Annotated in this window: 13 protein-coding genes; 11 read left to right on the top strand and 2 right to left on the bottom strand. The window is 61.2% G+C overall.

Annotated elements, in window-relative coordinates; translation table 11 throughout:
- Positions 1 to 154 precede the first annotated feature (154 nt).
- Positions 155 to 589 carry a type II toxin-antitoxin system RatA family toxin gene (locus tag ABOA88_RS14915; protein WP_043210130.1) on the top strand — a complete coding sequence of 145 codons (435 nt, stop codon included), beginning with the start codon at positions 155 to 157 and terminating at the stop codon, positions 587 to 589.
- Positions 582 to 890 (top strand): RnfH family protein, encoded by a 309-nt coding sequence (locus tag ABOA88_RS14920; RefSeq protein WP_367851764.1) that lies wholly within the window; start codon positions 582 to 584, stop codon positions 888 to 890. The genes ABOA88_RS14915 and ABOA88_RS14920 overlap by 8 nt, the downstream gene beginning before the upstream one ends.
- A 92-nt stretch (positions 891 to 982) precedes the next feature.
- Here the strand turns inward: ABOA88_RS14920 and ABOA88_RS14925 are convergent, their stop codons facing one another.
- Entirely contained in the window at positions 983 to 1,513 is a 531-nt protein-coding gene (locus ABOA88_RS14925; protein ID WP_196170137.1) for an outer membrane protein assembly factor BamE, read from the bottom strand.
- A 97-nt stretch (positions 1,514 to 1,610) separates the two neighbouring features.
- On the opposite strand from ABOA88_RS14925, the gene fur reads away from it, so the two are divergent.
- On the top strand, positions 1,611 to 2,015 hold the full coding sequence (fur, locus tag ABOA88_RS14930; protein WP_043210124.1) for a ferric iron uptake transcriptional regulator: 405 nt from the start codon (positions 1,611 to 1,613) through the stop codon (positions 2,013 to 2,015).
- A 137-nt stretch (positions 2,016 to 2,152) separates the two neighbouring features.
- On the opposite strand, the gene recN is transcribed toward fur, so the two are convergent.
- Positions 2,153 to 3,826: a DNA repair protein RecN gene (gene recN, locus ABOA88_RS14935; RefSeq protein ID WP_196170136.1), complete on the bottom strand. Its 1,674-nt coding sequence runs from the start codon at positions 3,824 to 3,826 to the stop codon at positions 2,153 to 2,155.
- Between the two features lie 194 nt (positions 3,827 to 4,020).
- Here recN and grpE point away from each other — a divergent pair, with 194 nt between their 5' ends.
- The 8 genes from grpE (at position 4,021) to ABOA88_RS14975 (ending at position 14,457) form a co-directional block, all read left to right on the top strand.
- Positions 4,021 to 4,575, top strand: coding sequence for a nucleotide exchange factor GrpE (gene grpE, locus ABOA88_RS14940; protein WP_196170135.1), 555 nt, complete (start codon positions 4,021 to 4,023; stop codon positions 4,573 to 4,575).
- A gap of 101 nt (positions 4,576 to 4,676) precedes the next feature.
- Positions 4,677 to 6,602: a molecular chaperone DnaK gene (gene dnaK, locus ABOA88_RS14945; RefSeq protein WP_043210119.1), complete on the top strand. Its 1,926-nt coding sequence runs from the start codon at positions 4,677 to 4,679 to the stop codon at positions 6,600 to 6,602.
- A gap of 207 nt (positions 6,603 to 6,809) precedes the next feature.
- Positions 6,810 to 7,934 carry a molecular chaperone DnaJ gene (gene dnaJ / locus ABOA88_RS14950; RefSeq protein ID WP_043210117.1) on the top strand — a complete coding sequence of 375 codons (1,125 nt, stop codon included), beginning with the start codon at positions 6,810 to 6,812 and terminating at the stop codon, positions 7,932 to 7,934.
- A gap of 13 nt (positions 7,935 to 7,947) precedes the next feature.
- Complete coding sequence (gene dapB / locus ABOA88_RS14955; protein WP_043210115.1) at positions 7,948 to 8,754, top strand: 4-hydroxy-tetrahydrodipicolinate reductase; 807 nt, start codon at positions 7,948 to 7,950, stop codon at positions 8,752 to 8,754.
- Positions 8,755 to 9,086: 332 nt separating this feature from the next.
- Positions 9,087 to 10,223, top strand: coding sequence for a glutamine-hydrolyzing carbamoyl-phosphate synthase small subunit (gene carA / locus ABOA88_RS14960; RefSeq protein ID WP_196170134.1), 1,137 nt, complete (start codon positions 9,087 to 9,089; stop codon positions 10,221 to 10,223).
- 106 nt (positions 10,224 to 10,329) lie between these two features.
- Positions 10,330 to 13,551 (top strand): carbamoyl-phosphate synthase large subunit, encoded by a 3,222-nt coding sequence (gene carB / locus ABOA88_RS14965; RefSeq protein WP_043210112.1) that lies wholly within the window; start codon positions 10,330 to 10,332, stop codon positions 13,549 to 13,551.
- Positions 13,548 to 14,030 carry a transcription elongation factor GreA gene (greA, locus tag ABOA88_RS14970; RefSeq protein WP_196170133.1) on the top strand — a complete coding sequence of 161 codons (483 nt, stop codon included), beginning with the start codon at positions 13,548 to 13,550 and terminating at the stop codon, positions 14,028 to 14,030. Before carB ends, greA begins: the two co-directional genes overlap by 4 nt.
- Entirely contained in the window at positions 14,008 to 14,457 is a 450-nt protein-coding gene (locus ABOA88_RS14975) for an MFS transporter (protein ID WP_081337442.1), read from the top strand. Before greA ends, ABOA88_RS14975 begins: the two co-directional genes overlap by 23 nt.
- The last annotated feature ends 8 nt before the right edge of the window (positions 14,458 to 14,465 follow it).

Consider the following 14,465-nt stretch of genomic DNA (forward strand, 5'->3'; position numbering starts at 1 on the left):
ATTATAGGCAGTCGCTGCGTCGGCGGCTACGGGGTTTAGGTGTGCTTGAGCCTGTAGGATGAATCCCGGACAATGCAGGGCCTGTTCCCTCGAAGGGAACTGTTTTCGATGTGCTTAGAAAGCGCTGCCGCCCTGTCTTGGAAGTGACGCCTGGATGACTACCCATATTCAACGCTCTGCCCTGCTGCCGTACCCTGCCCAAGCGCTCTACGATCTGGTGAATGACGTGGCCAGCTACCCGAAATTCCTGCCGTGGTGCTCGGCTTCGACCGTGATCGAAGCCAGCGACACGCACATGCGGGCGAAGCTGGAGGTGGCCAAGGGCGGCATGAGCCAGCAGTTCGTCACACGTAATGTGCTGGTACCTGGGCAGTCGATCGAAATGAATCTCGAGGAAGGGCCGTTCACGCAGTTGCACGGCCTGTGGGTGTTCAAGGCATTGGGCGATAAGGCCTGCAAGATCAGCCTGGACCTGTCCTTCGATTATGCCGGCCCTCTGGTGCGCGCCACCCTCGGCCCTCTGTTCAACCAGGCGGCCAACACGCTGGTCGATGCATTCTGCCAGCGGGCCAAGCAACTCAATGGTTGAGGCAAGCCTGAGCATCGAGGTCGTATACGCCACTGCCGAGCGTCAGTGGCTGCTGACGTGCGTGGTGCCCGCAGGCACAACCGTACATCAGGCGTTGCTCCACTCTCGGCTCGCCGAGCAAGTGCCGGGCTTGGACGTCGAGGCTTGCCCGGTGGGGATCTTCGGCAAGGTGGTGAATGATCCGTTTGCGCATCAGGTCGAGCAGGGCGATCGCCTGGAGGTCTACCGGCCGTTGTTGGCGGATCCGAAGGAAGTGCGCAAGCTGCGTGCGGCCAAGGCAAGAGCTGCGCGGCAGGGATAGGCCTGATGCTTGTTGGGCACGCAAGTGGTCCTTAAGTCGAGCAGGCAATAAAAAAGCCCGGGTATTGCCCGGGCTTTTTTGTCTCGCCGCGCTTATTGCGGGGAGGTTTCCAGCGGTGCTGGTGTCGGGACCGGCGTGGTCTCGATGGTGTCGATTTCTTTCTGGATCGATTCTTCCAACGAACCTGGCTTGGCCGGTTTTTCTTCCGGTTGGCTTGGCTGGGCCGGTTGAGTGGCTGGGCTGACGGTGGTGTCGCCGCTGCCGCCTAGGATTTCCTGGTCGCGGCTCACGCCAGGCATGAAATCGCCGGACAGGCTGACCAGTTGATCGCTTTCGTTGAAGAAGATGCTCATGCGCTCCTGCTGACGCTGGCCGCCGCCAGGCTGCAGGCTGTAGAGGTAATCCCAGCGATTGGTATTGAACGTGTCCTGGATCAGTGGGTTGCCCATGATAAACCTTACTTGGCGGCGGGTCATTCCGGGGCGCAATTGGTCTATCATGTCCTGCGTAACGACATTGCCCTGCTGGATGTCGATTTTGTAAACCCCGGGAAACGAGCAACCGGCGAGTGCGAGCAGTCCCACTAGGGTGAGGCTGGTTAGCAAGAGCTTGGTGTTTTGCATCGGTGGGCGACTTCCACTATCTTGGCTGGACAACGTAAACCCCGATCATACCCGTATTAAGAGAAGCTGCGAAGCAGCATCGGCGAGAAAGCTGACCATGGTTGAAAATAGCGAATTGCGCAAAGCCGGTCTCAAGGTGACCCTGCCTCGAGTCAAGATTCTACAGATGCTCGACTCCACGGAGCAGCGCCACATGAGCGCCGAAGATGTCTACAAGGCACTGATGGAAGCCGGTGAAGACGTCGGTCTGGCAACCGTGTATCGCGTACTGACCCAGTTCGAAGCGGCGGGTCTGGTGGTTCGCCACAACTTCGACGGCGGTCATGCGGTCTTCGAGCTGGCTGACGGCGGCCACCACGACCATATGGTCAACGTGGACTCTGGTGAAGTCATCGAGTTCGTGGATACAGAGATCGAAAAGCGCCAGAAAGAGATCGTTGCCCAGCACGGCTACGAGCTGGTGGACCATAACCTGGTCCTCTATGTGCGCAAGAAAAAGTAACGATTTATATCGTTATCAAACCAAAAGGCGACCCTCGGGTCGCCTTTTGGTTTTCAGGTGGCTGGGCATCAATGTCGGCGCAATTCGCGGGGCAAGATGGCTGTTCTCATGGGACTGGACTTCGATCCGAGAGGTGCTCAGGCCTTGCCGGTGACAACCATCTTGCGCGCATGGGCCAGCGATTCCTTGGTGAGGTCGATGCCGCCCAGCATACGCGCCACCTCCTCGACCCGCTCGCGCTTGCCCAGGTTGGCCACTGCTGTATGAGTGGTATCGCTGTTGCGTACCTTGTGCACGAACAGGTGATGGTGCCCCTGGGCTGCGACCTGGGGCAGGTGGGTCACGGTCAGTACCTGGCCGCGCTCGCCCAGCCGACGTAGCAGCTGACCGACAATTTCTGCGGTAGGGCCACCGATGCCAACGTCCACTTCATCGAACACCAGGGTGGGAATGCGCGAGGTTTGCGCAGTGATCACCTGGATCGCCAGGCTGATCCGCGACAGCTCGCCACCTGACGCCACTTTTGCCAAGCCCTTGAGTGGCTGGCCCGGGTTGGCGCTCACCAGCAGCTCGACCACTTCCAGGCCATGGGGCGACAGCTCGTTGCCTTCATAGGGTGTGAGTTCGATACAGAAGCGCCCGCCTGGCATGCCCAGGCGCTGGATCTCCTGCTCGACGGCCGTGGCGAGCTGCTTGGCCGCCTGCTGGCGCAAGGCGCTGAGCTCGAGGGCTTTGGTCTGGTAATGCTGGGCATAGGCGGCCAGTTCCTCGCCCAGACGCTCGATCGATTCGTCGCTGGCGTTGAGCCCTTCCAGTTCGTCCATCAGGCGCTGTTGCAAGTGGGGCAGTTCAGTCGGGTGCACGCGATGCTTGCGCGCCAGGGTATAGATGGTGTCGAGGCGTTCCTCCAATGCTTGCAGGCGCATGGGGTCGGCATCGAAATGATCGAGGAAGCGGTTGAGTTCGCCCACGGCTTCCTCGACCTGGATCTGTGCGCTGGCGATCAGATTGGCGGCTTCGCCCAGGGCCTTGGGCGCATTGGCGACGGCGGTCAGGCGATTGAGGCTGGTGGTCAGTGCACTGAGCACATTGCCGGAATCGCTTTCGCTGCAATGGTCGATCACTTGACGGCAGATACCGAACAGGGCCTCGGCGTTGGTCAGGCTTTTATGTTCCTGCTCCAGCTGCTCAAGTTCGTTTTCGCCCAGGCCAAGGTTGTCCAGTTCTTCGAGCTGATAGCTGAGCAACTGGTGGCGGGCGCGTTGCTCGTCGCCGGAGTTGGACAGACGCTCCAACTCCTGACGGGTCTGGCGCCAGCGCTGGGCAGCCAGTTGTACCTGGCGGGCCAGGTCGGTGGCGCCCGCGTACTCGTCCACAAGGCGGCGATGGGTATCGGTTTTCAACAGGGACTGGTGTTCGTGCTGGCTATGGATATCGATCAGCAGTTCGCCCAGGGCCTTGAGATCGCCCAAGGGGGAAGGGGTGCCATTGATATAGCCGCGGCTGCGCCCTTCGGCGGTGATGACCCGGCGCAGGATGCAGGGGCCCGTGTTGTCCAGGTCGCGCTCGGCCAGCCAGGCACGGGCCTCCGCAATCTCGTCCAGGTCGAAGGTGGCAAGGATGTCCGCTTTGTCTGCGCCAGGGCGTACCACGCCGCTGTCAGCGCGATCACCCAGGGCCAGGCCTAGGGCGTCGAGCATGATCGACTTGCCGGCGCCGGTCTCGCCGGTGATCACGCTCATGCCGCGGGCAAGTTCGAGGTCGAGGTGCTCGACGATGGCGTAGTTGTGAATGGACAGGTGCACCAGCATGAGGGCGGCTCCCGAAGGGTCATGTCTGGTTATTTATACAGTGCTTTTTATCAGGCTGACAATGCCCGTCGGGCGATCGATATCCTCATGGGAAAACCGCGTTGGCCCTTGAACCTTGTTTTTCCGGCCCCATATAGCCGGCAAGACAAGACGAGCCTGGGCTCGCATATCAGAAATTGCGGAGGAGAAACCTAATGGCTGACGAACAGCTGGATGAGAAGAACCTTAACGCCGAAGAGGCTGGTGCAGAGGATCTCGGTACCCGCGTTCAGGTGCTCGAGGAGCAGTTGGCCGCCGCCAAGGATCAGTCCCTGCGCGCTGCCGCCGAACTGCAGAACATCCGCCGTCGCGCCGAGCAGGATGTCGAGAAGGCCCACAAGTTTGCCCTGGAGAAGTTCGCGGGCGACCTGCTGCCGGTGATCGACAGCCTGGAGCGTGGCCTGGAGCTGTCCAGTGCCGACGACGAGACCATCAAGCCGATGCGCGAAGGCATCGAGCTGACCCTGAAGATGTTCCACGACACTCTCAAGCGCTACAACCTCGAGGCTGTCGACCCGCACGGCGAGCCGTTCAACGCCGAGCACCACCAGGCCATGGCCATGCAGGAAAGCGCCGACGTCGAGCCGAACAGCGTGCTCAAGGTGTTCCAGAAGGGCTACCTGCTCAATGGCCGTCTGCTGCGTCCCGCCATGGTGGTGGTCAGCAAGGCACCGGCAGCCCCCCAGCCGTCGATTGATGAAAAGGCTTGAAGTCCTTCCGGGCATCCCCATCTAGGTGTCAAGCATTCAAGTATTACCGCAGTTGGCCAATGTAGCCGCTGCAACCAAATTCAAGTTTCGGGAGAGTAAACATGGGCAAAATCATCGGTATCGACCTGGGGACCACCAACTCGTGCGTCTCCATTCTGGAAAACGGTAACGTCAAGGTCATCGAGAACGCCGAAGGCGCGCGTACCACCCCTTCGATCGTGGCCTACGCCAACGATGGCGAGATCCTGGTTGGCCAGTCGGCCAAGCGTCAGGCAGTCACCAACCCGCACAACACCCTGTTCGCAGTGAAGCGCCTGATCGGCCGTCGCTTCGAAGAAGACGTCGTGCAGAAAGACATCAAGCTGGTTCCGTACAAGATCGTCAAGGCCAACAACGGTGACGCCTGGGTCGAAGCCAGCGGCAAGGAAATGGCTCCGCCGCAGATCAGCGCCGAAGTCCTGAAGAAAATGAAGAAGACCGCCGAAGACTACCTCGGTGAGCCAGTGACCGAAGCGGTCATCACCGTGCCGGCCTACTTCAACGACAGCCAGCGCCAGGCCACCAAGGACGCCGGTCGCATTGCCGGTCTGGACGTCAAGCGCATCATCAACGAGCCGACCGCCGCTGCACTGGCCTACGGCATGGACAAGGCCAAGGGTGACCACACTGTCATCGTCTATGACCTCGGTGGTGGTACCTTCGACGTTTCGGTCATCGAAATCGCCGAAGTCGACGGTGAACACCAGTTCGAAGTACTGGCCACAAACGGCGACACCTTCCTGGGTGGTGAAGACTTCGACATGCGCCTGATCGACTACCTCGTCGATGAGTTCAAGAAAGAGTCCGGCATGGATCTGAAGAACGATCCGCTGGCCCTGCAGCGTCTGAAGGAAGCCGCTGAAAAGGCCAAGATCGAGCTGTCTTCCGCTCAGTCGACCGACGTCAACCTGCCGTACATCACTGCAGATGCGACCGGTCCTAAGCACCTGAACGTGAAGATCTCCCGCGCCAAGCTGGAGTCGCTGGTCGAAGACCTGGTCAACCGCACCATCGAGCCTTGCCGCATTGCTCTGAAGGACGCCGGTATCGACGCCAGCAAGATCGACGACGTGATCCTGGTCGGTGGTCAGACCCGTATGCCGCTGGTGCAGAAAGCCGTTGCCGACTTCTTCGGCAAGGAAGCGCGCAAGGACGTCAACCCGGACGAAGCAGTCGCCATGGGTGCTGCCATCCAGGGCGCGGTCCTGGCCGGTGACGTCAAGGACGTTCTGCTGCTGGACGTCAGCCCGCTGACCCTGGGTATCGAAACCATGGGTGGCGTGATGACCGCGCTGATCGAGAAGAACACCACCATCCCGACCAAGAAGTCGCAGGTGTTCTCGACGGCCGATGACAACCAGAGCGCCGTGACCATTCATGTGCTGCAAGGTGAGCGCAAGCAGGCTGCGCAGAACAAGTCGCTGGGTAAATTCGACCTGGCCGACATTCCGCCGGCACCGCGTGGTGTTCCGCAGATCGAAGTGACCTTCGACATCGACGCCAACGGCATCCTGCACGTCAGCGCGAAGGACAAGGCCACTGGCAAGTCCCAGTCGATCGTGATCAAGGCCAACTCGGGCCTGTCCGACGAGGAAATCGAGCGCATGGTGCGTGACGCCGAGGCCAACGCCGAGGAAGACCGCAAGTTCGAAGAGCTGGCCGCTGCCCGTAACCAGGGTGATGCGCTGGTTCACTCGACCCGCAAGATGGTCACCGACGCTGGCGACAAGGCCACCGCTGAAGAGAAAGCGGCGATCGAAGCGGCTGTGGTTGCCCTTGAGGCTGCCCTGAAGGGCGACGACAAGGCTGCCATCGATGCCAAGGTCGAGGAACTGTCCAAGGTCTCTGCGCCGGTTGCCCAGAAGATGTACGCCGAACAGCAGGCCGAACAGCCTCAGGGCGGCGCGCAGCAGGCCGAGCCGGAAGCCAAGCACGATGACGTGGTTGACGCCGAGTTCGAAGAAGTAAAAGACAACAACAAGCAGTAATCCCTGCATGTTGTCGGCCAGCTCACCGTCTGTTGTCGGTGAGCTGGTAGGATGTCGCCGCGCGGGGGCTTGCTCCCGCGTTGGTGTGTCTGGAATACGAGAATTTTTACAGCATCTGTCAGGGCGCAATCGTGTGGTGGCAGGTGCTGACGGCGTGGCGCAGCAAGCGCATGAGCGCGCCGAATGCCCCCAAGAGTGCAATGACCTATGGCAAAGCGTGATTTTTATGAGGTCCTGGGTGTCGAGCGCGGCGCCAGCGAAGGTGACCTCAAGAAGGCCTATCGCCGCCTGGCGATGAAGTACCACCCGGACCGCAATCCGGGCGACAAGGAATCGGAAGACAAATTCAAGGAAGCCAACGAGGCTTACGAGGTACTGTCCGATGCCAGCAAGCGCGCAGCCTACGACCAGTACGGACACGCCGGCGTCGATCCGAGCATGGGTGGTGGCGGTGCCGGCTTTGGTGGTGCCAACTTCTCGGACATCTTCGGTGATGTCTTCAGTGACTTCTTCGGTGGTGGGCGCGGCGGTTCGCGTGGCGGCGCGCAGCGCGGCAGCGACCTGCGCTACACCCTTGAGCTGAATCTCGAGGAGGCCGTGCGCGGCACCACAGTCAGCATCCGTGTGCCCACCCTGGTCAACTGCAAGCCTTGCGATGGTTCCGGTGCGAAGAAGGGCTCGACCCCGTCGGCTTGCCCAACCTGTGGCGGCATCGGTCAGGTGCGCATGCAGCAGGGCTTTTTCTCGGTGCAGCAAACCTGCCCGCGCTGCCACGGTCAAGGCAAGATCATCACCGATCCTTGCACCGCCTGCCATGGCGAGGGGCGTGTCGAGGAATACAAGACGCTGTCGGTCAAGGTGCCGGCGGGTGTCGATACCGGCGATCGCATTCGTCTGTCTGGCGAGGGCGAGGCGGGGACCCATGGTGGTCCGACCGGTGATCTCTATGTCGTCATCAGTGTGCGCGAGCACGCCATCTTCCAGCGTGACGGCAAGCACCTGTACTGCGAGGTGCCGATCAGCTACACCGATGCGGCCCTGGGTGGCGAACTGGAAGTGCCGACTCTCGATGGTCGGGTCAAGCTCAAGATCCCGGAAGGTACCCAGACCGGCAAGCAGTTCCGTCTGCGTGGCAAGGGCGTGGCCCCTGTGCGCGGTGGCGGGGCTGGCGACCTGCTGTGCCGTGTGGCTGTGGAGACCCCGGTCAACCTCAGTCGCCGTCAGCGCGAGCTGCTTGAGGAGCTGCGCGACTCGTTGCAGGGCGACAGCTCTCATTCGCCCAAGGCCAGTGGCTGGTTCGAGGGTGTGAAGCGCTTCTTCGGCGATCTCTGACAAGGAACAGGCTATGCGACGTATTGCGGTAATGGGCGCGGCGGGACGAATGGGCAAGACCCTCGTCGAGGCTGTGCAGCAACAGGCGCCCCAGGCTGGCTTGACGGCGGCCATCGATCGTCCGGACAGCTCTTTGGTCGGTGCTGATGCCGGCGAACTGGCGGCCCTGGGGCGTATCGGCGTGGAAATCTCCAGCGATCTGTCCAAGGTCGCTGACGAATTCGACGTGTTGATCGACTTCACCCATCCGTCGGTGACGCTGAAGAACCTCGCCTTCTGTCGCAAGGCAGGCAAGGCGATGGTGATCGGTACTACCGGTTTCACGCCCGAGGAAAAAGAACAGTTGGCCGAGGCGGGCAAGGAGATTCCGATCGTCTTCGCCGCCAACTTCAGCGTTGGCGTCAATCTTTGCCTCAAGCTTCTGGATACCGCGGCGCGGGTGTTGGGTGACGAGGTGGACATCGAGATCATCGAGGCTCACCACCGCCACAAGGTCGATGCGCCATCGGGTACTGCCTTGCGTATGGGGGAGGTAGTCGCCCAGGCGTTGGGTCGTGATCTGGGGGAAGTGGCAGTCTATGGGCGTGAGGGGCAGACGGGTGCTCGCGATCGTAAGACCATCGGCTTCGCCACGGTGCGCGCCGGTGACGTGGTGGGAGACCATACCGTGTTGTTCGCCGCTGAAGGCGAGCGCGTGGAGATCACTCACAAAGCTTCCAGCCGCATGACCTTCGCCAAAGGGGCGGTGCGTGCCGCGCTATGGCTGGAGGGGCGCGAGCCGGGCTTGTACGATATGCAAGATGTGCTCGAGCTGCGCTAAGGCAAGCTAGAGCGGTGCTGGTTCCTCGTGGGCAAGTCCGCTCCCGCAGCAAGCAATAGCGTTGCTCTCATGTGTGGCGCGGTTCTTGTGGGAGCGGGTTTGCCCGGCGAAGGGGCAGTGCGGATCTCAGCCTGTCGCATTCCTGTGTTTCAGAGGCACATACGCGGTAGACCTAAAACGTAATTTTCTGTAAGCTACAGCTTTAGTGTGTCCACTAAAAGCGCGCAGCGAATTGAATTCAGCACATGAAAGCGGGGTGACGTGTCCATACGTCACTCCGCTTTTTTGCAACCTGCGATCGCCCTTTCATGCTTGATTTACGGGAGGTCTTCTTGACAAAGCCAGCCATACTCGCCCTTGCCGACGGCAGTATTTTCCGCGGTGAAGCTATCGGTGCCGACGGTCAGACCGTTGGTGAGGTGGTATTCAACACCGCTATGACCGGCTACCAGGAAATCCTTACAGACCCTTCCTATGCGCAGCAAATCGTTACCCTGACCTACCCACACATCGGCAATACCGGTACTACTCCGGAAGACGCCGAGTCGAACCGTGTCTGGTCCGCTGGCCTGGTCATCCGTGACCTGCCCCTGCTGGCCAGCAACTGGCGCAATACCCAGTCGCTGCCTGACTACCTCAAGGCCAACAATGTCGTCGCCATCGCCGGCATCGACACCCGTCGCCTGACCCGTATCCTGCGCGAAAAGGGCGCCCAGAACGGCTGCATCCTCGCCGGTGACAACATCAGCGAAGAAGCCGCCATCGCCGCTGCTCGCGCCTTTCCAGGCCTGAAGGGCATGGACCTGGCCAAGGAAGTTTCCACCAAGGAACGCTACGAATGGCGCTCCAGTGTTTGGAATCTGGCAACCGACAGCCACCCGACCCTGGAAGCTGCAGAGCTGCCGTATCACGTGGTTGCCTACGACTATGGCGTCAAGCTGAACATCCTGCGAATGCTGGTCGCCCGCGGCTGCCGCCTGACCGTCGTGCCGGCCCAGACCCCCGCCAGCGAAGTCCTGGCCCTGAATCCGGATGGCGTGTTCCTGTCCAACGGCCCTGGCGATCCCGAGCCTTGCGACTACGCGATCCAGGCGATCAAGGACATCCTCGAGACCGATATCCCGGTCTTTGGTATCTGCCTCGGCCACCAGTTGCTGGCCCTGGCTTCCGGCGCCAAGACCGTCAAGATGGGCCACGGCCACCACGGTGCCAACCACCCGGTCCAGGACCTGGACACCGGCGTGGTCATGATCACCAGCCAGAACCACGGTTTCGCCGTCGACGAAGCCACCCTGCCGGGCAACGTCCGCGCCATCCACAAGTCGCTGTTCGACGGTACCCTGCAGGGCATCGAGCGCACCGACAAGAGCGCGTTCAGCTTCCAGGGTCACCCTGAAGCGAGCCCAGGCCCGACCGACGTCGCGCCACTGTTCGATCGTTTCATCGATGCCATGGCCAAGCGCCGCTGAGCATCCTGCATCAAGGCCCCGGGGCGGCAAGTGCCGCGCCCGGAAGCGCCTGACCCAGATTGTTCAAGACGGCTTGCCGACTGACCCGCGGATTTGAGTGACAACCATGCCAAAACGTACAGACATCAAAAGCATCCTGATTCTCGGCGCTGGCCCGATCGTGATCGGCCAGGCCTGCGAATTCGACTACTCCGGCGCCCAGGCCTGTAAAGCCCTGCGCGAGGAAGGTTTCCGCGTCATCCTGGTGAACTCCAACCCGGCCACCATCATGACCGACCCGGCCATGGCCGATGCCACCTACATCGAGCCGATCAAGTGGCAGTCGGTGGCCAAGATCATCGAAAAAGAGCGCCCGGACGCACTGCTGCCGACCATGGGTGGCCAGACCGCGCTGAACTGCGCCTTGGACCTGGAGCGCCACGGCGTTCTGGAGAAATTCGGCGTCGAGATGATCGGTGCCAATGCCGACACCATCGACAAGGCCGAAGACCGTTCGCGCTTCGACAAGGCGATGAAGGCCATTGGCCTTGAATGCCCGCGCTCCGGTATCGCCCATAGCATGGAAGAAGCCAATGCGGTGCTCGAGCGCCTGGGCTTCCCATGCATCATCCGTCCGTCCTTCACCATGGGTGGCACGGGTGGCGGTATTGCCTACAACCGTGAAGAGTTCGAAGAAATCTGCGCCCGTGGTCTGGACCTCTCGCCGACCAAGGAGCTGCTGATCGACGAATCGCTGATCGGCTGGAAGGAATACGAGATGGAGGTTGTCCGTGACAAGAAGGACAACTGCATCATCGTCTGCTCTATCGAAAACTTCGACCCGATGGGTGTGCATACCGGTGACTCCATCACCGTTGCGCCAGCACAGACCCTGACCGACAAGGAATACCAGATCATGCGCAACGCCTCCCTGGCGGTGCTGCGCGAGATCGGCGTCGAAACCGGCGGTTCCAACGTCCAGTTCGGCATCTGCCCGAACACCGGCCGCATGGTCGTGATCGAGATGAACCCGCGTGTATCGCGCTCCTCGGCGCTGGCCTCCAAGGCCACCGGCTTCCCGATCGCCAAGATCGCCGCCAAGCTGGCGGTGGGTTATACCCTCGACGAACTGCAGAACGACATCACCGGCGGTCGTACCCCGGCGTCCTTCGAACCGTCGATCGACTATGTCGTCACCAAGCTGCCGCGCTTTGCCTTCGAGAAGTTCCCGAAAGCCGACGCCCGCCTGACCACCCAGATGAAATCCGTGGGTGAGGTCATGGCCATCGGTCGTACCTTCCAGGAGTCCTTGCAGAAAGCCCTGCGTGGTCTGGAAGTCGGTGCATGCGGCCTCGACCCGAAAGTCGACCTGGCCAACCCGGAAGCCAACAGTATCCTCAAGCGCGAGCTGACCGTGCCAGGCGCCGAGCGTATCTGGTACGTCGCTGATGCCATGCGCGCCGGCATGACCTGCGAGCAGATCTTCGACCTGACCGGCATCGACATGTGGTTCCTGGTGCAGATGGAAGACCTGATCAAGGAAGAAGAGAAGGTCAAGACCCTGGCCCTGTCGTCGATCGACAAGGACTACATGCTGCGCCTCAAGCGCAAGGGCTTCTCGGACCAGCGTCTGGCCAAGCTGCTCGGCATCACTGACAAGAACCTGCGCCGTCACCGTCACAAGCTGGAAGTGTTCCCGGTGTACAAGCGCGTCGACACCTGCGCTGCCGAGTTCGCCACCGACACCGCCTACCTGTACTCGACCTACGAGGAAGAGTGCGAGGCCAACCCATCGACCCGCGACAAGATCATGATCCTGGGCGGTGGCCCGAACCGTATTGGCCAAGGTATCGAGTTCGACTACTGCTGCGTACACGCCGCCCTCGCGCTGCGTGAAGATGGTTACGAGACCATCATGGTCAACTGCAACCCGGAAACCGTCTCCACCGACTACGACACCTCCGACCGTCTGTACTTCGAGCCGCTGACCCTGGAAGACGTGCTGGAAGTCTGCCGCGTCGAGAAACCGAAAGGCGTCATCGTTCACTACGGTGGCCAGACCCCGTTGAAACTCGCCCGCGCCCTGGAAGAGGCCGGCGTACCGATCATCGGTACCAGCCCGGACGCTATCGACCGCGCCGAAGACCGTGAGCGCTTCCAGCAGATGGTTCAGCGTCTGAGCCTGCTGCAGCCGCCAAACGCCACCGTGCGCAGCGAAGAAGAAGCCATTAGCGCCGCTGGCGGCATCGGCTACCCGCTGGTGGTGCGTCCTTCCTACGTACTTGGCGGTCGTGCCATGGAGATCGTCTACGAACTGGACGAGCTCAAGCGCTATCTGCGTGAAGCGGTGCAGGTCTCGAACGACAGTCCGGTACTGCTCGACCACTTCCTCAACTGCGCCATTGAAATGGACGTGGATGCGGTCTGCGACGGTACTGACGTGGTGATCGGCGCGATCATGCAGCACATCGAGCAGGCCGGTGTTCACTCCGGTGACTCGGCGTGCTCGCTGCCACCTTACTCGTTGAGCAAGGAAGTACAGGACGAAGTCCGCGTTCAGGTCAAGAAAATGGCCCTTGAGCTGGGTGTCGTCGGTCTGATGAACGTGCAGTTGGCCCTGCAGGGCGACAAGATCTACGTGATCGAAGTCAACCCGCGCGCCTCGCGTACCGTACCGTTCGTCTCTAAGTGCATCGGCACTTCGCTGGCGATGATCGCGGCGCGAGTCATGGCTGGTAAGACGCTGAAAGAGCTGGGCTTCACCCAGGAAATCATTCCGAACTTCTACAGCGTCAAGGAAGCTGTCTTCCCGTTCGCGAAGTTCCCAGGTGTTGACCCGATCCTCGGCCCTGAGATGAAATCCACTGGTGAAGTCATGGGTGTCGGCGACAGCTTCGGCGAAGCCTTCGCCAAGGCCCAAATGGGTGCCAGCGAAGTGCTGCCAAGCGGTGGTACCGCCTTCATCAGCGTGCGTGACGACGACAAGCCGCAGGTTGCGGGTGTCGCCCGCGACCTGATCGCCCTGGGCTTCGAAGTGGTTGCTACCGCAGGCACCGCCAAGGTCATCGAGGCGGCTGGCCTGAAGGTGCGCCGTGTGAACAAAGTGACCGAAGGCCGTCCGCACGTGGTCGACATGATCAAGAACGACGAAGTGTCGCTGATCATCAACACTACCGAAGGTCGTCAGTCGATCGCCGACTCCTACTCGATTCGTCGCAATGCGCTGCAGCACAAGATCTATTGCACGACTACCATTGCGGCTGGTGAAGCCATCTGCGAAGCGCTGAAATTCGGTCCCGAGAAGACCGTTCGCCGCTTGCAGGATCTGCACGCAGGACTCAAAGCATGAGCATTACCAAGTACCCAATGACCGTCCAGGGCGCTCGCGCCCTGGAAGAGGAGCTGTTCTTCCTGAGCAAGACCGAGCGTCCGCGCCTGAGCCAGGCGATCGGCGAAGCGCGGGAGCTGGGCGACCTCAAGGAAAACGCCGAGTACCACGCCGCTCGTGAAGAGCAGGGTATGGTCGAGGCGCGCATCCGCGATATCGAAGGGCGTCTGCAGAACTCGGTGGTGATCGATGTCACTACCATTGCCCACACCGGCAAGGTGATTTTCGGTACCACCGTGGATCTGGAGAACACCGAGACCGGCGATCAGGTTTCCTACCAGATCGTGGGTGAGGATGAGGCGGACATCAAGAAGGGCAAGCTCTCGGCGAGCGCGCCGATTGCCCGTGCCATCATCGGCAAGGAAGAAGGTGACACCGTCGTCGTCAACACGCCAAGCGGCACGGTCGAGTACGAGATTGTCGAAGTCAAGCACATCTGACCGGCGCCTGAGGGCGCCTTCCCTTGAGGGGATCCTCTGGCAACTGGCCCAGGTGTTCTGGGTCGGTGGCCTGTGGGTTTTTCATGTGGGATTGGTGCCAGCACTCAAGGTGACGGGCCTTGCGCCCTTGTTGGTGCAGGACGTGGCGGCGCAGATCGACCGTTGGTTGATTGGCGTCGCGCTGCTTGGCCTGATGACCCAGCTGGCGGTGTTGGCGAGGGTAGACGGCCTGGCGGCCTGGTGGCGACAGTTCCGTGGGCAGATGCTCTTGCTCGGCTTCGGTGCCTGTGTTGGCTACTACACGCTGCGCTACGGGATTTCCGTGGGCGAGCGTTGGCAGATGTTCTGCTTCTTGGTGCTGGGCTTCTCCGGCATCGTGCTGGTGGCCCAACCGGTCCCGGTCAGGGCGCGTCCACCGCGCCACTGACCGGAGCC

Source organism: Pseudomonas sp. PKS, assembly GCF_051913525.1.
GTDB classification, from domain to species: Bacteria; Pseudomonadota; Gammaproteobacteria; order Pseudomonadales; family Pseudomonadaceae; genus Aquipseudomonas; species Aquipseudomonas guariconensis_D.